Origin of the sequence: Dorea sp. AM58-8 (assembly GCF_003464045.1) — a bacterium.
Classification (GTDB): Bacteria; Bacillota; Clostridia; order Lachnospirales; family Lachnospiraceae; genus Claveliimonas; species Claveliimonas ammoniilytica.
Genome location: NZ_QSDM01000032.1, coordinates 1 through 17,686, shown reverse-complemented (window position 1 = coordinate 17,686; position 17,686 = coordinate 1). Strand labels below are relative to the sequence as shown.

18 protein-coding genes and 4 pseudogenes are annotated in these 17,686 nt (G+C 38.5%); 20 read left to right on the top strand and 2 right to left on the bottom strand.

Features of this window, described 5'->3' with window-relative positions:
- Positions 1–570: 570 nt before the first annotated feature.
- The 4 genes from DXA18_RS17745 to DXA18_RS14545 all read left to right on the top strand — a co-directional run bounded on the left by DXA18_RS17745 (position 571) and on the right by DXA18_RS14545 (position 4,504).
- A complete protein-coding gene (locus DXA18_RS17745) occupies positions 571–648 on the top strand; it encodes a TnpV protein (RefSeq protein WP_317258981.1) in 78 nt (25 codons plus the stop codon).
- A 240-nt stretch (positions 649–888) separates the two neighbouring features.
- Positions 889–1,077 carry a hypothetical protein gene (locus DXA18_RS14555; RefSeq protein ID WP_118384506.1) on the top strand — a complete coding sequence of 63 codons (189 nt, stop codon included), beginning with the start codon at positions 889–891 and terminating at the stop codon, positions 1,075–1,077.
- A 107-nt stretch (positions 1,078–1,184) separates the two neighbouring features.
- Entirely contained in the window at positions 1,185–2,993 is a 1,809-nt protein-coding gene (locus tag DXA18_RS14550) for a hypothetical protein (RefSeq protein WP_118384505.1), read from the top strand.
- Between the two features lie 743 nt (positions 2,994–3,736).
- Complete coding sequence (locus DXA18_RS14545) at positions 3,737–4,504, top strand: zinc ribbon domain-containing protein (protein ID WP_118384504.1); 768 nt, start codon at positions 3,737–3,739, stop codon at positions 4,502–4,504.
- Between the two features lie 279 nt (positions 4,505–4,783).
- Here the strand turns inward: DXA18_RS14545 and DXA18_RS17740 are convergent.
- Positions 4,784–4,930, bottom strand: a pseudogene (locus tag DXA18_RS17740) (DUF6061 family protein); the annotation flags it as partial.
- Positions 4,931–5,242: 312 nt separating this feature from the next.
- Here DXA18_RS17740 and DXA18_RS14535 point away from each other — a divergent pair.
- The 15 genes and pseudogenes from DXA18_RS14535 (at position 5,243) to DXA18_RS14475 (ending at position 16,764) form a co-directional block, all read left to right on the top strand.
- Positions 5,243–5,620: a hypothetical protein gene (locus tag DXA18_RS14535; RefSeq protein ID WP_118384503.1), complete on the top strand. Its 378-nt coding sequence runs from the start codon at positions 5,243–5,245 to the stop codon at positions 5,618–5,620.
- Between the two features lie 142 nt (positions 5,621–5,762).
- Positions 5,763–5,963, top strand: coding sequence for a zinc-ribbon domain-containing protein (locus DXA18_RS14530; RefSeq protein WP_243007151.1), 201 nt, complete (start codon positions 5,763–5,765; stop codon positions 5,961–5,963).
- Between the two features lie 81 nt (positions 5,964–6,044).
- A complete protein-coding gene (locus DXA18_RS15860) occupies positions 6,045–6,593 on the top strand; it encodes a ParA family protein (protein WP_243007150.1) in 549 nt (182 codons plus the stop codon).
- Positions 6,554–6,895 carry a DUF6017 domain-containing protein gene (locus DXA18_RS15855; protein ID WP_330424624.1) on the top strand — a complete coding sequence of 114 codons (342 nt, stop codon included), beginning with the start codon at positions 6,554–6,556 and terminating at the stop codon, positions 6,893–6,895. The genes DXA18_RS15860 and DXA18_RS15855 overlap by 40 nt, the downstream gene beginning before the upstream one ends.
- Positions 6,896–6,904: 9 nt before the next feature.
- Positions 6,905–7,201 carry a hypothetical protein gene (locus DXA18_RS14520; protein WP_118384502.1) on the top strand — a complete coding sequence of 99 codons (297 nt, stop codon included), beginning with the start codon at positions 6,905–6,907 and terminating at the stop codon, positions 7,199–7,201.
- Between the two features lie 7 nt (positions 7,202–7,208).
- Positions 7,209–7,610 (top strand): hypothetical protein, encoded by a 402-nt coding sequence (locus tag DXA18_RS14515; RefSeq protein WP_118384507.1) that lies wholly within the window; start codon positions 7,209–7,211, stop codon positions 7,608–7,610.
- Positions 7,611–7,772: 162 nt separating this feature from the next.
- Positions 7,773–8,620 (top strand): annotated as a pseudogene (bsh, locus tag DXA18_RS14510) (choloylglycine hydrolase); the annotation flags it as partial.
- Positions 8,612–8,742 (top strand): annotated as a pseudogene (locus DXA18_RS17735) (GTP pyrophosphokinase); the annotation flags it as partial. The pseudogenes bsh and DXA18_RS17735, both read left to right, overlap by 9 nt.
- Positions 8,743–8,778: 36 nt before the next feature.
- Positions 8,779–10,338 carry a cardiolipin synthase gene (gene cls, locus DXA18_RS14505; RefSeq protein ID WP_118384501.1) on the top strand — a complete coding sequence of 520 codons (1,560 nt, stop codon included), beginning with the start codon at positions 8,779–8,781 and terminating at the stop codon, positions 10,336–10,338.
- A 189-nt stretch (positions 10,339–10,527) separates the two neighbouring features.
- Positions 10,528–11,961 carry a phospholipase D family protein gene (locus DXA18_RS14500; RefSeq protein WP_118384500.1) on the top strand — a complete coding sequence of 478 codons (1,434 nt, stop codon included), beginning with the start codon at positions 10,528–10,530 and terminating at the stop codon, positions 11,959–11,961.
- Between the two features lie 24 nt (positions 11,962–11,985).
- Complete coding sequence (locus DXA18_RS14495; RefSeq protein ID WP_117602944.1) at positions 11,986–12,657, top strand: response regulator transcription factor; 672 nt, start codon at positions 11,986–11,988, stop codon at positions 12,655–12,657.
- On the top strand, positions 12,657–13,703 hold the full coding sequence (locus DXA18_RS14490; RefSeq protein WP_118384499.1) for a HAMP domain-containing sensor histidine kinase: 1,047 nt from the start codon (positions 12,657–12,659) through the stop codon (positions 13,701–13,703). The genes DXA18_RS14495 and DXA18_RS14490 overlap by 1 nt, the downstream gene beginning before the upstream one ends.
- Positions 13,704–13,726: 23 nt before the next feature.
- Positions 13,727–14,790: pseudogene (locus DXA18_RS14485) on the top strand (FUSC family protein).
- A complete protein-coding gene (locus tag DXA18_RS14480; protein WP_118384498.1) occupies positions 14,780–15,352 on the top strand; it encodes a CDP-alcohol phosphatidyltransferase family protein in 573 nt (190 codons plus the stop codon). Before DXA18_RS14485 ends, DXA18_RS14480 begins: the two are co-directional and overlap by 11 nt.
- Positions 15,353–15,402: 50 nt before the next feature.
- The gene (locus DXA18_RS14475) at positions 15,403–16,764 is read left to right on the top strand and encodes an MATE family efflux transporter (protein ID WP_118384497.1); all 1,362 of its coding nucleotides are present in this window, start codon (positions 15,403–15,405) and stop codon (positions 16,762–16,764) included.
- Positions 16,765–16,821: 57 nt separating this feature from the next.
- On the opposite strand, the gene DXA18_RS14470 is transcribed toward DXA18_RS14475, so the two are convergent.
- Positions 16,822–17,091, bottom strand: coding sequence for an ImmA/IrrE family metallo-endopeptidase (locus DXA18_RS14470; RefSeq protein WP_330421793.1), 270 nt, complete (start codon positions 17,089–17,091; stop codon positions 16,822–16,824).
- A 260-nt stretch (positions 17,092–17,351) separates the two neighbouring features.
- Between DXA18_RS14470 and DXA18_RS14465 the strand changes: the two genes are divergently transcribed.
- Positions 17,352–17,600 carry a DUF3781 domain-containing protein gene (locus DXA18_RS14465; RefSeq protein ID WP_118384496.1) on the top strand — a complete coding sequence of 83 codons (249 nt, stop codon included), beginning with the start codon at positions 17,352–17,354 and terminating at the stop codon, positions 17,598–17,600.
- Positions 17,601–17,686: the final 86 nt, after the last annotated feature.

Genomic DNA, 17,686 nt, shown 5'->3' with positions numbered 1-17,686 from the left:
AATGAGGTGCGGTTGGGGACCTTATTTTCGTAGGACCTTTGAGGTCCAAGCCGGTAATAGTCCCTTACAGGGACAGAGCAAACCACCAGCTAAGCTGGTGGTGCTGATTCAAAAGTAGCGATTTTGGGTGTGCATTTCATACACCTTTGTCCAAATGAGTGAAGGGGTTCATTCCGGATAGCAAAACCGGAAGCCTTTTCACTTGAAAATTGAATAAGTCATTCACTAAGACTTTATTTCTGATGATAGCCACTTTAGCAGGTACGCCGTGATTTCTGTATTTCAGAATAGCGAGAACTCCGGCTATGAGTATCAGGTTGCCCCCGATATGGCGATGACAGTCAGAATGATAATGATACTTCTCTACGGAGCTGGCGGAGTACCCGGCAGAGGTTAGAATCCTATGATACAGATAAGCAGTCTGTTCCTTAGTGACTTCCCATAAGCATTTTGCTTGGCAAGGCTTACCTTGCAGACCTCAACGAGCAGGCAGAAGCAATGTTTTCTCGGCTGGTAAAGCAGCTTTTCGAAAAAAGAGGGCGTAACGGAAGCCCTCAAAGCGGAAATTAAATGCTGTGGGTGCAGAGGATGAACAACATCCGTAGCGCTGCTATGGAAATCGTTTCGAGTGAGCTTATATACTGTTAATACTAAGTAAGAAAAGTCGTTGTCAACAGACGGCGGCTTTTCCTTTGCGGGTAGTATTCAAGAAGTTATAAAGTTCCGTGAATAATGGAAGAAGGCAATGCTTTGAGAAAAAGATGAGAGTAATATTCTGAAAACTACTTGAGATTTCTGAAAAAATCTGCTATAATACTTCTGTATATTTATGGGGTAGGGGGATTTGTATCCTTTTTGTCTTAGAAATTATGGAAGGAGGACTTGACTATGGAAAACGGAAATGCGACAATTATTGCCGGCTCGGCTCAGCAGGAGCATAGCGCTGTTTTTTCAGCGTGTCAAGTCTTATTTCATACAATTTATAACGAACCAGTTGCCGGAGACAGGGCGCATTATGCCTTGGCTTCGGCTTTTTGCGTTTGTCGGAAGGATGGTGGTTTGATATTGAAGTCCTAACCACGACCGGCAAATCAATCTTTTCCGGTTAAACCTTCTGTCTTCTCCGGCGTGTCCGCTGTCGGAGAAAGTAAATAGCGGACAATTAAAAAAATGGAGGAACTGTTATGAAGAAAAAACTATTTGCAATCCTACTCAGCATTGTAATGGTAGTTGGACTCCTGCCTGTCACAGCACTGGCAGCGGATCCCACGGTCTACGACATCTGGGTAGACGGCGTACAGGTCACGTCTGAGAATAAGGATAATCTTTGCAGTGGAACAGTAAGCTATGACCCGACCACTCACACCTTGTCCTTGAACAATGCCACCCTTGACAAAGACACTAAGTCAGGCTACGGCATTAAAACGAATATCCCCAGTACGTTGAAGATACGGTTGACCGGGACAAATAGCATTACCCGAACCGATCCCTACGGAGGAGTGGGAATATACCTCAATTACAGCAATTCTGTCGAGATTACCGGCGACGGAACACTGGTGATCAACGTTATCGGGGAAAACTACGATGGAATTAGCACAGGGGCTGACGTCAAGATTTCCGATAAAGCAAGGGTCATAATAAACTCTGAAGGCGGATTGGGCATAGCCGGAAGATCGGTCGAAATTGACGGGGCAAAAGTGGATTCCACCGGCTTGTATGCCGGAATCGATGCCAATAGGCTGAAGATTGTAAACGGCGCCGATGTTACGCTTAAGGCGACTCAGGACGGACGCAACGGAGCATTTATCAGGAAAGATAACGAAGGAAACGGCGGCGATATTGAACTTGCTGCATCTAAAGTTAAAGCAACAAGTTATTATCCCGGTCTGTATGCTGCAGGCGATCTGACGGTTAACGGAGGCGAGGTAAACTGTACCTCTACTGCGGACGGTGCAATATGGGCAAAAGGCAATATTCTGATCAAAGGAGGAGCCAAAGTAACCACTGACGGTAAATTCCCGATGGGCGGTAACGGTACTTTTACCGTAGAAGAAGCAGAGATTGATGCAAAGAATACGAATGAGAATAATATCCCTGCAATTTTCGATGAATGTGTGCCTGTGATTGCCGATGGCTATCACCTGAACTATGCAAAAGCTGTAGACTCGGAAGGAACAGAAATTGACCTGCTTTCCAGCGGTACTCAGTACTTTGCACTTTATAAAAATGTTCATTTTATCACAAAGGCTGTCTATCCGGTTTCTTTCGTTGTAACGCCAGACGGTCTGACCAATGTTGTTGTTAAAGTGAATGGTCAGGAGGTTACCGGCTCTGTCAGTTTGGAAGCAGGAACTTACCCTGTTGAAGTAACAGCCGATAACTGCAAAGCATACACCGGCAATATAACGATCACTGCCGATGCGGCAACGCATACGCAGACGGTTGCAATGACTTATTTACCTGCTGACTACACTAAGGTCGACGAAGCCATTGCCAAGGCAAATGCCCTGAACAAGGACAACTACAAGGACTTCACCGCCGTGGAAGCTGCCGTCAAAGCTGTTGTCCGTGACAAGAACATCACTGAACAGAGCGAAGTTGACGCAATGGCGAAGGCTATTGAAGATGCCATTGCTGCCCTGCAATACAAGGGTGCTGACTACACTAAGGTTGATGCAGCCATTGCCAAAGCAAATGCCCTGAACAAGAATGACTACAAGGATTTCTCTGGTGTGGAAGCCGCTGTCAAGGCTGTCGTGCGCGGCAAGAACATTACTGAGCAATCCGAAGTGGATAAGATGGCAAAGGATATCGAAGATGCCATTGCAGCTCTTGAGAAAAAGCCAGCCAGTACCAAAGCAGGAGCATCCGATAAAGGTCCACGGACCGGCGACACAAGTAATCTTGCTTTGTGGTTTGCCCTGCTGTTCGTCAGTGGCGGTGCAGTTATTGGAACAACAGCTGTAAGCAGAAAGAAAAAGCACAACAGATAATTGAATAGCGTTCCCTTGCTCCATCTTCCGGGCAAGACAAAAGCGTCGTAGCAATACGGCGCTTTTTTGTTACCCGGAAGCGACAAACAGTGGTTTTTGAATGACGGACGGTAAAGGATACCGCCGTCAAAACAAAGCCACTCATATCGAAAGAAAACGCCTAAAATCGCCCCGAAACTATACAGCGGGAAACGGTTTTGGGCGTTCTTTCTTGATGAGCGTGGCAGGAAGAAATACAACGAGCTTTCTATTTGTGCCTGATATCCACTGTGTGTTAAAATAATTAGTAGGAACTTAATGGTGCCACACAAATGTGGTTTCCATAGATTTTTCATCATCTTATTTTTTCGTTTGAATTTCATCCACAATTGTCCGGATAACCTCAACATCTTCTACCATAGAAACTTAATAGTGCCTAACACCAAGAGGTATGTGCACAGCTGGAATAGCAACTATTAACGAACCTTGATAGCTTAACAATTGCCCTCTGAACTCCGCCACAGGGATTTTATACCTTTTGACGGGTTAATTGAGTGATGTTATGGCTACATGGACCAATTTTTAGATTCATGGCACAGTTATTACTTCAGATACTGTTCCGTGAATAATTCAGGATAGTTATTAATAGTGAGAAGTTCATTCCCTCGGAGCTTTTTTTAAATCGAAAAATCACAGCAACTGCGAGTTGCTTGTTTGAGATAATGCGTGAGACTATAATAAAGGTGTAAGGGAGGTACTGCATAATGGATACAAAACAGGTTATACTTGAACTTCGTACTCAAAAGGGAATGTCGCAGGATGAGCTTGCAGAAAAAGTTTTTGTAAGTCGTCAGGCAGTTTCACGTTGGGAAAACGGAGAAACAGTTCCGAATACGGAAACATTGAAATTGCTGTCAAAAGTATTCGATGTTTCCATAAATACACTTTTAGGCTCACCGAGAAAGCTTATTTGTCAATGCTGCGGAATGCCGCTTGAAGATGATGATATTATTGGACACAATCACGATGGTTCTTTCAACGAGGACTATTGTAAGTGGTGTTATGCCGATGGAACATATACTTACAATGATATGGACGATTTGATTGAAGTTTGTGTTAAGAATATGGTAAGCGGAAATTTCACGGAGGAACAAGCCCGTTCTTATATGAAAGAGCTGCTTCCTACTTTGGATTACTGGAAGAAATATGATGAGCTTAGTGATAACGGTCAGTTTGAAGAATTCAAGAAAAAGTTAATCAATGAAATTAACGAATTGAATGTTGACGGAATGCCAAAGGTGGAAAAACTGAATGCCCTTGTGGGAAAGTATGTGAATCTTGAGTACCGGCTTCCGAATGGGCAAGCGGCTAAGTTTTTGAATGAGGCAAAGACATATCTGGGCAATCAGCTTGAATGTGAATACGGCGGCGATAGATGTTTCGGCGTTGTTGCAGATATGGATTTTATTCTTATTTGTACTTATGAAGAAGATGGTAAAAATCCGGAACTTGTATTGTATAAGAAAAGATAAGAATAGAGAAAATAGCAAACCATTGGAGTTCATAATTTTAGTGCAAGCAAAGGAATTTTGAGGTGTTAGCAATTTGCGACACCTCTTTTCTTTTACGTGTGTCCAGCAAAGCTGGACTACACTTGCCGGGGTAAGTCCGGTCACGGTAATCGCCGGTGAGCCGTGTAGTTAAACTCGGTGCGTTGTAGTAATACAGGGTGCTAAGCGAGTGGATAAAGTAACCTTGAAAAAGGTGCGAGTAAAAAACTTAATAGTGCCTGACACCAAGAGGTAACACACAAGCGATGTTAAAGCACAATCTGATCCGGGTGTGGTTCTTAAATTCTTTTCTGCTTCCCAACAGTCAATGCGAAGCATATAGCCTGCACTGGTATAAACATCAATACTGTTACACTGTGGATTGTATTCTGCAAATATTGTTCTCATCGTATCTTATCTCCTTATCGATCAATCAATCATCAGTTACAAAAATCAGAAGCATTTCAATCAGTTCACCATGTCAGTTTTATTTTGTGTTATACTGTTTTATAGATTTTTCTTGCCCTTGTATTTTCCCTTATCAGAGTTCGTAAACTTATATGGGAAGATATAACACAAGGGAAGCAATAAGGGAAAGCTCATCTGCGACAAATCCAGTGTTTTCAAGGATTTACAGAGAATTTAATAACAAAATATAACAGTTATTAAATCTCTTAAAACAGGTGAAATCTCAATCGGAAGTTTTAAAGGAGAAATACTATGGGATTGTTTGGTAAAAGCAAAAAAGAGCGAGAAAAAGAGTATATGAACAGATTAGATGTTCCATCATGTTTAAAAGAAGATTTTGAATTGATTATTGATGATGCATTTACAATTATGGGGGTTGGAACAGTTGCCACAGGAAACATATTAATAGGGATGTGCAGAGAAGGGGAAAATGCGTGTATTTATAAAGCAAATGGAGATATCTTAGAAACCAGAATTACTACTGTCGATGTACATACAAAAGAACGAAAAGCAAATGGTTGTGGATATAAAACAGAGCATGTTGGACTTGGGTTACGAGGAATTTCCAAGGAACAATTAGAAAAAGGCGATAAAGTAATTGTAAAAAATGCCAATATGTATGGAATGTGATTACAAATTCAAGCTTTTCAATTTGCCCTTTGAGAGAGGAGAAATCCTTTTCTCAAAGGGCTTTTTCTATTTATACAGATATTCGCAAACTACAAGATAAAGCCAAAACTTCATATACTCTAAGCACAAGGAGGGTGAGGCTATGAACAACAGTTTAACAGAAGTACATCCGGAGCTTGTTTCGGAGTGGTCGGAGAAGAACTTACCGCTTACACCTGATGACATTACTTTCGGTTCAAATAAAAAAGTATGGTGGAAAGGTGCTTGCGGTCACGAATGGCAGACAAGCGTTAAGGCTCGTTCCAATGGAGAAAAATGCCCGATGTCAAACGAATTGTGCTAGTTAATCTGGACCTTATTGATGAATATCTGGAAGCATTCCGTGATGAAGAATTTTGATGAAAGAATACAGGAGGAACGACATATGTGTAAAGTGATATCCATTACTAACCAGAAAGGCGGAGTCGGAAAGACCACCACAACCGTTAATTTAGGGATTGGACTGGCAAGAGAAGGTAAAAAAGTGTTATTGATCGATGCAGATCCACAGGGAAGTCTGACGGCAAGTCTTGGATATGTAGAGCCGGATGAACTGGGAGTTACTTTGGCAACCATCATGACGAAAGTGATTAATGAAGATGAAATATCAGAGAAAGACGGTATTCTGCATCATCAGGAAAACGTGGATCTGCTTCCAGCCAATATTGAATTGTCAACTTTGGAAGTGACGATGGGGAATGTAATGAGCAGGGAAATGATCATGAAGGAATACATCGATACGATACGATTCCGATATGATTATATTTTGATCGATTGTTTACCTAATCTTAGTGATACTGAAATGAATTATAATAAATCTAATCAAATCGTATCTGCAGATGAGATAGATCCGATGGCGATAATTCTACTGAGGAATATCAGGCTTTTGAAAATCTGGTCAAAGAGACCGTTGATTATGAGTCACTGGAAGTAACCCATCATGACGATATGCGACAGGTTGATGAAATCGTAAACCTGATCGTAGAAACTGTGATGTGTAAAAACGACAAAATATTGATTGCCAGCAACTGGTATCCGGCCTCACTGGTGAAGAAAAAGTTTTTGATGCTGACTTATTCACATATAGAGTATGTCCTGCACTGTATGAGAGGGAATACAAGTAAAGTGAAGAATATCAAGAAACATTTACTGGCAGCTCTGTTTAATGCACCGTCTACGATGAACGGGTATTATCAGGCAGAAGTGAACCATGATATGCCAGGACTGGTAAGATAGGAGGTGCACATGTTTATTTTAAAACTTGCTGGAAAGATATTATTACTGCCGGTATGGCTGATCCTTTTTGTGATCGGCCTGGCAGTGAAGATGACAGTACAGACTTATGCGGTTGTCAGAGGGATCCTTGGATTTATATTCACTTTGTTGATTATAGCAACTGCATATTGTTATCATGACTGGTTACAGGTTGCATTCCTGTTTGTGCTGAGTGTTATTCTGTATCTGATCCTGTTTGCAGGAGTGTTTGTAGACACTGTACTGGACATGACAAGAGAATCTATTATTGATTTTATTTTATCTTGAGGAGGATATGAAAATGAGCGAAAAAAACGATTTTATTCAGTTACCACCGATCAAAAAAGATACATCATCCGATGTGGTAGCATTCATCTGGGAGTACATGAAAATACTGGAGAACTCAAGAGAAAAAGTTAAGGATCTGATCAAAGACGTACATGAAAATGGCGTGAAATTAGATTATAAAGAACCAAAACTGTATGATGTTGTTCAAAAAGAAGAAATTGCTGAATTTGAAGAGGTCATGCGTAAAACTATAGCTGACATTGTATCAGAAGCCAGTGGTGTTGCCTGCTGGGTATATGTGCAGAAATATGTGAAGCATAAGACTTTGGATGAGATGTTGCAAGAATGGTCGGGAGCAAGCAAGTTCATCCTTGCTATGGATAGGTTTGAAAGACTGATGGCGGAATAATATGATTTTACAAAGTATTTGAGTGTAATCTTTTGAAGGCATTCAAACTCTTTTTTAATTCGATTATTAGTGAATTTGAAACAAAATAACAGAATTGTGCTATACTATTGTTCGACAAAAATTTACTGACATATTTCAAAATATTTAGGAGGATAAACAATCATGTGTACAGCAGCAACTTATAAATCAAAAGATTTTTACTTTGGAAGAACCCTCGATTATGAATTCTCTTATGGTGATCAGATTGTAATTATACCACGTAATTATTCGTTTCATTTTCGTTATATTGGAGATAAAAAAAGCATTATGCAATGATTGGAATGGCTCATGTTGCAGAAAACTATCCGTTGTATTATGATGCGATGAATGAAAAAGGAGTGGCGATTGCTGGACTGAATTTTGTCGGAAATGCTGTTTATTCCGAGGTTCAGTCAGATGTAGAAAATATTGCACAGTTTGAATTCATTCCTTGGATATTGAGCCAGTGTGCTTCTTTGGCAGAAGCTCGGGAGCTTCTTGATCGAATTAATATTGTGAATACTCCTTTTAGTGAGCAATTGCCATTAGCGCAATTACATTGGATAATTTCTGATGAAAACGAATCAATTACGGTAGAATCTATGTCACATGGTTTGCATATTTACGATAACCCGGTAGGAGTGCTTACGAATAATCCGCCATTTCCACAGCAGATGTTTCAATTAAACAACTATATGCATTTGTCCCCAAAACAGCCAGAGAACACTTTTGGCGAAAATTTGGCTCTTGATGCATATAGTAGAGGTATGGGAGGAATAGGTCTTCCGGGAGATCTCTCATCTTCCTCTTGATTTGTGCGTGTTGCTTTTACAAAGATACATGCAATTTCAGGTGAATCAGAGAAAGAGAGTGTTAGCCAGTTCTTTCACATTCTCGGATCCGTGGATCAGCAACGTGGATGTTGCGAGGTGGCTGATGGAAAATATGAAATTACATTATATACATCTTGTTGTAATGTTACAAAAGGCATTGAAGAAATGCTGGATATGAAGAGATAAGTGAAGAATTACTTCATTCTGCAAGAGTTGTCATTGAAGCAGATAATGAAATGCAGAGAATAAAAGACAAAATTGGTATGTTCCACGAAATTTAAGCAGAAATTTGATCGAGTAGAAAGGTTGGAATATATATGAAACAAGATACTTTAGAAGGAAAAGCGAAAACAAAAAACGGAGTAAAACGATTGTGTTTTTCCATAATCTGCATTCTTCTAGAAGTAGTTTTTATTATTACTATTGTAACACGCTTAAATGAATATGCAGAAATTATAAATCTATTTACAAGGATTTTAAGTGGAATTTTAGTTTTGGGATTGTATGCATCAGATAAGACATCTTCCATGAAAATGCCTTGGGTTATATTAATTTTAATTTTCCCAATTATGGGTGTAGGCCTATATTTATTGATTGGTTTGAATGGCGGCACACATAAAATGCGTGAGCGATATGCAGAAATTGATAGCAAATTGTTACCAATGCTTTCCGATAATCAGGAGTGTTTAAACAGAATAAACGAAACGATTCCGAAGGCAGGAAATATTGCAAGTTATATACAAAGAAATTCGCAGTATCCAATCTATCAGAATACGGATGTGATGTATTTCGATGAAGCAGTAAAGGGATTAGAGACCCAGCTTGAAGATCTCGCAAAGGCACAGAAGTTTATCTTTATGGAGTATCATGCTATAGAAGATGCAGAGGCGTGGCATAAGATCCAAAAGATTCTGGAAGAACGAGTAAAAGTTGGAGTGGAAGTACGCATATTTTATGATGATATGGGTTCTATAGGATTTATTAATACTGATTTTGTAAAAAAAATGGAGTGCGTAGGAATTCATTGCCGTGTATTCAATCCGTTTGTACCAGGTTTAAATTTGTTCTTGAACAATCGTGATCATAGAAAAATAACGGTTATTGACGGGAAGGTTGGATTTACCGGTGGATACAACCTCGCAAATGAATATTTTAATTATACACATCCTTATGGACAATGGAAAGATACAGGTATTCGTTTAGAAGGAGATGCTGTTCAGTCACTCACAGTGACATTTTTGGAAATGTGGAATGCGGTTAGTGATAAAGATGCGAATGATCCTGATTTTGGTAAATATATTTTTCATTATGATTACAAGGCACAGCAAACGGGGTTTATTCAGCCTTATGCAGACAGTCCTATGGATAATGAACAGGTTGGAGAAGAAGTTTATATCAGTATGATAAATAAAGCTGAAAAATACTGTTGGTTCATGACTCCATATCTGATTATAACAGACGAAATGACACATGCGTTATGTTTGGCTGCTAAGCGAGGAGTGGATGTCAGAATTATTACACCGGGTATCCCAGACAAAAAATTTATTTATAATATCACTCGTTCTTTTTATCATGGATTGGTTAAACATGGTGTGCGTGTTTATGAATGGACTCCTGGTTTCTGCCATGCAAAAATGAGTGTGGTGGATGACTGTATGGCAACTTGTGGAACAATTAATCTGGATTATCGAAGTTTATACCATCATTTTGAAAATGGATGTTTTATGATAGATTGTCAGTCTGTTTTAGATATAAAGAGTGATTTGATAAAAACCATGGGTGAATGTCGTGATGTGACAGAACAATATTGTACCGGACGCAGTGCGTATTTACGATTAGGACAATTATTTATGAGATTATTTGCTGGATTGCTATAAGAATCTGATGTAACGATCTCTCAAAGAACAGTTAATTTAAAAGTCGACTGTTTTTGAGAGGTCGTTTTGTTATATCGAATGATTTGTACAGAATTTCCGTTTAGTTGAAAAAAATAAATTTTGTTGAGGTTGAGTTGAGATTGACATTGTATTATATAAGCATGGAAAAAAGGAATCAGGTGATATACAATGAAAAAGCATGAAATATGTAAAATTCTTCTTGTTATACTGGCCGTTCTTCTGTTTATGGCTTGTTATGAATTACTTGGAATCTGCATTGCATATAAAAAACAGCCAGAAATGTCCGAAAAAACCATAAAAGAAATACATAATGAGTCGTGGAACGAATGCAGTGAGAATCCAGAACGGGCAGTGATCATAGAAAAGAATTCGGAAGCTCTTTTACAAAGAGTGCGATTGATTAAGAATGCAAAAGAGGAAATTATTCTTTCTACGTTTGCATTCAAATCCGATGAAAGTGGGAAATTGATCTTAGGAGCTCTTCGTGATGCGGCAGACAGAGGTGTACATGTTCGCTTGCTGGTAGATGGAATGGAGAGTTGGATTGATATGGAAGGTAATCCGTATTTTTATGGATTATCTTCCCATGAGAATGTTGAAATCAAATTATACAATAAGGCCAATCCGTTGAAACCATGGAAAATGATGGGAAGAATGCATGATAAATATTTGATTGCAGATGGTAAGAACTATATTCTTGGAGGAAGAAATACATATAATTATTTCCTGGGCGATTTTCCAGGACACAAGAACTATGACAGAGATGTGTTGGTTATTTGCGATGAGCCAAGGAAAGAAAATTCAGTCAACCAGTTGTTAGATTATTTTGAAACGATATGGGAACAAGAAGATAGTGGCTATTTTCATAATGATAAGAAACTTGCAAATAGAAAATCTGTAAAGAAGGCAGTATTAGAACTGCAGGAAGGATATCAGCAATATTATAATGAAAACAAGGGAATGATTTTCGATACGAATTATGCAGACGAAACGTTTGAGACAGAAAAGATTGCATTGGTATCAAATCCTATTCACACAGGTTCCAAGGAACCAGTAGTCTGGTATCAGCTGGGAGAATTGATGAAAAGTGCGAAGAATCGTGTAAAGATTCATACACCATATATTATCTGTAATGATATGATGTACAATACATGGGAGGAGATTGCAGAGAATGTTCCAAATTTTTCAATCATGACAAATTCGGTTGCAAATAATGGCAATCCATTCGGGTCTGCTGATTATGCAAAAAATAGAAATAAGATTTTAAATACAGGAATTGACATCTGGGAATATGAAGGCGGTTATTCTTACCATGGAAAAAGCATCCTGATCGATGATGATTTATCTGTGATTGGTTCCTTTAACATGGATATGAGAAGTACGTATCTGGATACGGAACTGATGCTTGTAATACGTAGCAAAGAAATCAATAAACAGTTGGAAGAAGGAATGATGGAATATGAAAAAGTATCCCGACAGGCATTAGAAGATGGCACGTATCATGATCCGTATCATGTAAAACCGATTGAATTAACAAAAAAACGTCAGAGAAATGTGTTTTTGGTACAGCATCTGCTTGGATGGGCAAGATATCTGTTTTAATAGATAACAGGGAGGAAGGAAAACGTGTTTCAGATATTAATTGTAGAAGATGATAAAGAATTAAGCCAGCTATTTCAGAAAGTGCTCGAGAAGAATGGTTATCAGGTTAAAAGTGCACCGGATGGAGCTCAGGCATTAGAAGTATTGGATAAGGAATATATTGATCTGATTATTTCCGATATCATGATGCCGGTTATGGATGGTTATGAGCTGGTGTCGGAACTTCGTTCAGCAGGATACCAGATACCGGTACTTATGATCACTGCAAAAGGAAACTTTGATGACATGCGCCAGGGATTTCTTTCTGGAAGTGATGATTATATGGTAAAACCGGTAAATGTGAATGAAATGGTTTTAAGAGTAGGCGCATTGCTCCGTCGTGCACAGATCCTGAATGAACATAAAATTGTGATTGGTTCAACAGAGTTTGATTATGATGCAATGACCGTTACAACGGATAAGGAAAGCCTTGTTTTACCGAAAAAAGAATTTCTGCTTTTATATAAGCTGGCAGCTTCGCCGGGAAGAACATTTACAAAACAGCAGTTAATGGATGAAGTTTGGGGATATGAGACAGAGGCAGACCCACATACGATAGAGGTGCATATAGGAAGAATTAGGGAGCGTTTTAAAGATAATCCAAATTTCGAAATTGTAACCATGCGTGGAATTGGATATAAGGTGGTGAAAAAATAATGAGTCAGAAGAAAGAAAAAAGATTGAAGATTCGGTCCTGTCTGACTGGTGCAATCTGGCTGTCTCTCGTATTTTCAACAGTGATATCTGCTTTATTATTTGCATTTTTAAATCATTTCTTTAAGCTACCGGGGAGTATACCTGTGCTTGGCTGGCTTTTGATTTTTAATACACTGATCGCAGGGCTCATTACTTCTTTTATTAATGCAAAGTTACTGGAGCCAATTACCAGACTCAGTAAAGCAATGAAGGAAGTTTCTCAAGGAGATTTTGAACAGCATTTGGAAACGAACAGTCGTATAGCAGAGGTTGGTGAATCCTATCAAAGTTTCAACGTGATGACAAAAGAGCTTCGTGCAACAGAAGTGCTGCAGATGGATTTCGTATCTAATGTTTCTCATGAGTTTAAGACCCCTATCAATGCCATTGAAGGTTATACAATGCTTCTTCAGGGAGAAGAATTATCGCAGGAGCAAGAGGGATATGTAGAAAAAATCTTATTTAACACGAAGAGGCTTTCTGGGTTGGTTGGAAATATTTTGTTGTTGTCTAAATTGGAGAATCAGAATATACCAATGAAAAAAACGAAATATCGACTGGACGAACAGATTCGTCAGGCATTTCTTTCTTTGGAATCAAAATGGACAGAAAAAGAAATTGGCTTCCAGGTAGAATTGGAGGAAGTCAAATATACTGGAAATGAAGGACTTCTTATGCATATCTGGATGAATCTTTTAGATAATGCAATCAAGTTTAGTCCGGCAAAGGGAACAATTACGATGTTTCTGAAACAGGAAAAGAATTCTGTGAAGTTCATTGTGGAGGATGAAGGACCAGGAATCGAGGAGGATGTAAAGGCTAGAATATTCGACAAGTTTTATCAGGTAGATGGTTCTCATAAGGCAGAAGGAAACGGTCTTGGTCTTGCACTTGTAAAGCGGATTGTAGATAGTGCGGGAGGAACGATTAAAGCAGAAAATCGGGAATATGGCGGATGTAGATTTGTTGTAGAACTTCCGATACAGACAAATGAGAATATAATATAAAAGTAGAAGATGGGAGGATTTATATGACATTTTATCAGGAATTACAGTTAAATCAGGCAGGATCGAAAAACCTGTTGAAAAAGAGTGAAACCACGAAAGAAAAAATGTATCATATACTGGTATATCTGATTAAGATAGCTGTTACAATGGTTTTTTGTTTTTTATTTGTTACTGTTTTCAGCATCCTGTTTGGAAATGAAACAGTATTGTTGGTGTGGTAGTTTTATTATGTCTTATGGTATTTCGAAATGCGGATTTGGGAATCCACACTGGACAATCTACGATGCTTTTGGCTATGTTTTTTGTAATAATGGCCGTATGTCCGCATTTTGCAAATCAGCTTTCACCGGTACTGGGAATGCTGTTAAATATTGCTGCACTGGCAGTGTTGATATTTTTTGGATGTCATAATCCATTCATGTTTAACCAATCTACATTGGTTCTTGGCTATCTGCTATTATATGGATATGATGTTACAGGAACAAGCTATCAGATGCGACTGGCCGGAATGATTTTAGGCGCAGTTCTTACCTGTTTTGTATTTTATCGAAATCATAAAAATAGAACTTTTAAAAGAAATTTGAAAGATCTAATCCAGGAATTTGATATCACTTCATCGAGAACAAAATGGCAGTTATGCCAGATTATATGTGTACCAATTGTCCTTTGCATTGCAGAACTTTGCAATATGCCACGTGCAATGTGGGCTGGTATTGCGGCTATGTCAGCAATTTTGCCGTTTGTGGAAGACATGCAATACAGAGTCCGTAAAAGGATTGTCGGAAATATTGTAGGTGTTATATGCTTCACCGTATTATATTTTCTGCTTCCATCATCCATCTATGCTTATATAGGAATTCTTGGTGGAATTGGTGTAGGATTTTCAGCGCAATACGGCTGGCAGGCTGTATTTAATACCTTTGGCGCTCTCGCAATTGCTGCGGAAAGTTATGGATTAAAAGGAGCAGTTAGTCTTAGAGTGATTCAGAATGTTTTTGGTGTTGTATTTGCATTGGCATTTTGTGCTGTATTTTATTGGTTTATGTCGAAACAAAAGGAAAGTGATGTGACCGTACATGCAGAGTGAAGGAAGTCAGAAAGAAAATTTGAATAGAATTATTACAGTACCCAATTTGCTTTCTTTTTTTCGGTTTTGTCTGATTCCAGTAATTATATGGAGTTATTGTGTAAAGGAAAATCCTTTGTTAGCAGGAGAAATCTTATTGCTATCCGGTCTTACGGATCTCGCTGATGGATATATTGCAAGAAGATTTCATATGATTAGCACTCTAGGAAAGATTCTCGATCCGGTTGCCGATAAGCTGACACAGGCAGCAATGTTGATTTGCTTGTTTACTCGCTTTCCACATATGCTCCCGTTGATCGTTATAATGGCAGTTAAGGAACTTTATATGGCGGTTAGTGGATGCCTTGTGATACGAAAAACAGGAAAAGTGCATGGTGCAGACTGGCATGGAAAAATAGTAACCTTTTTATTATATGGAACTGTGGCTGTGCATATTATATGGTTCCACATTACACCAATGGTGTCAGATCTGTTAATTGGTTTGTGTGCTATAATGATGGTTGTATCAGTTGTTTTGTACATTATCAAGAATACCAGAACACTTAGGGGAGAGACTGCATAAGCAATTTGATTATATTGAGATGACTAGATAATATTTAGGAGAACACAGATATGAACAGTAAGTCAAACGCACAAGCTATGGAAACAGAAAAAATACCACGTCTTTTGGCCCAGCTTGCAATACCTGCTGTTGTGGCTCAAATCATCAACCTTTTATATAATATTGTTGACCGTATTTATATCGGACATATTCCAGGTGTCGGTGCCGCAGCATTAACAGGTGTTGGATTGTTTACGCCAATTCTCATGCTGATCAATGCCTTCGCCATGCTGGCAGGATCCGGAGGTGCACCGCGTGCAGCGATTTCTATGGGAAAGAAAGATAATAAGACAGCTGAAAAGATTCTTGGAAACTGTTTTGCAATTCTCATGCTTATGGCCGCAGCTTTGACGGTGATATTCTTTACTTTTGCGCCACAGTTACTGACGATGTTTGGTGCTAGCGATAAGACACTTCCTTATGGCGTGGATTATGCAAGGATTTATATTCTTGGAAGTATTTTTGTTTTGATCGTGATGGGAATGAATCCATTTATTACGACACAGGGATTTGCAAAGATCAGCATGATGACAACAGTGATTGGTGCTGTAATCAATATCATTCTTGATCCAATTTTTATCTTCGTATTTCATCTTGGAGTAAAGGGAGCTGCACTCGCAACTGTTTTGAGTCAGGCTGTAGGGGCAATATGGATCCTTCGTTTCTTGTCAGGAAAGAAGACGATTCTGCATCTTAAAAAAGAAAACTTTAAACTGAAAAAAGAAATCATCTTACCATGCCTTGCTCTTGGTATATCTACATTTGTCATGTTATCTACGGAAAGTATTTTGTCTATCAGTTTTACTTCCAGTTTGTCAAGATATGGCGGAGATCTCGCAGTAGGGGCTATGACAATTATTACCAGTGTTAGCCAGCTTGCAACATTACCATTACAGGGAATTTGTCAGGGTGGACAGCCAATCATGAGCTATAACTATGGTGCAGGAAATAGAAATCGAGTAAAAAAAGCATTTTTTACTCAATTTACAGTTTGTACAATTTTTACGGGATGCTTCTGGTTGATTATGCTTCTATTTCCGAAGATGTTTGCAGGTATTTTTTCGAATAATACAGAATTAATCACGTATACGGCATGGGCGTTAAGAATTTACATGGCAGGTATTTTTTCTCTTGGATTCCAAGTTGCTTGTCAGCAGAGTTTCATGGCATTGGGCCAGGCAAAAGTTAGTTTATTACTTGCCTGCTTAAGAAAATTGATTCTGTTGATTCCGTTGATTTTTATCTTGCCGCATTTTATCCAGAATAAAGTATTTGCGGTATTTTTGGCTGAGCCAATCAGTGATATTTTGGCAGCGATAATAACAACTTCAACGTTCTTTAGTCGGTTTAATAAAATTTTAGATAGAAAATAAAGCATTATAAAAAGATCCTGTTCAAACTATGCTATAAAGAACAGGATCTTTGTGTATTTATTTTGCCAGGAAATTACTCTGTATCTCCATTGGCATATGATAAGCCTGGCCTCGTTTTGTTAGGCTGTATAGTTTAAAGCTCATGAGTTCCGGAGTTGCATTCAGAGAACTGCAGAGTCCGAAATAATCCAGGTCTTCGTTCTGAACCATATCTTCGATCTCCTCATCATCAATCAGAAGATCGGCAGCGAATAGATTGGCCTGGTATTCAGTGTTATCTGTCATGTTATAGAATGTATCATCTTGCATACATAATAAAACCTCCAGAATAAGTAGTGTTAATAATTACATCTACTTATCCGGAGGTGCATTAGCGTCATAATTCCGATTGCGGAAGAGACTGGAAAATGTTATTCTTATTATAGGCAGTGGAGCTTTCTTAGTTCAGTTGTTTCGTGTGGTAACTTAACAATAACGGATTATGAAAAGTAATTCCACTGCTTTTTTTATAAAAATAAAACTGCGCCACAGCCTTGGCAGGCCATCGCGCAGCGATTTTGTTCAATCGAAATTTGAGGAAAAGAAGAATGGAAGATAGAAAAGTATTACTCGATAATATTAACAAAATTCATACAACTGAACTGGGAGTTGATAGAATTAAAAGAAATCTAAAAATAGATATAGTAGATGTTGTTGAGTATTGCAAAAATAAGGTGTTGGATGAAAATTGCCATATATACAAACAAGGAAAAAATTGGTATTGCGAAATTGAAAATGTCAAAATCACTATCAATTCATATAGTTATACAATTATTACAGCACATATTATTAAGTAAATTATCAATTTGTAGAGATGATAGGAGTATTTATGAATAAAAAATTAGTGAAAGAATTTTTAATAATAACATTTGTTATAATGCTA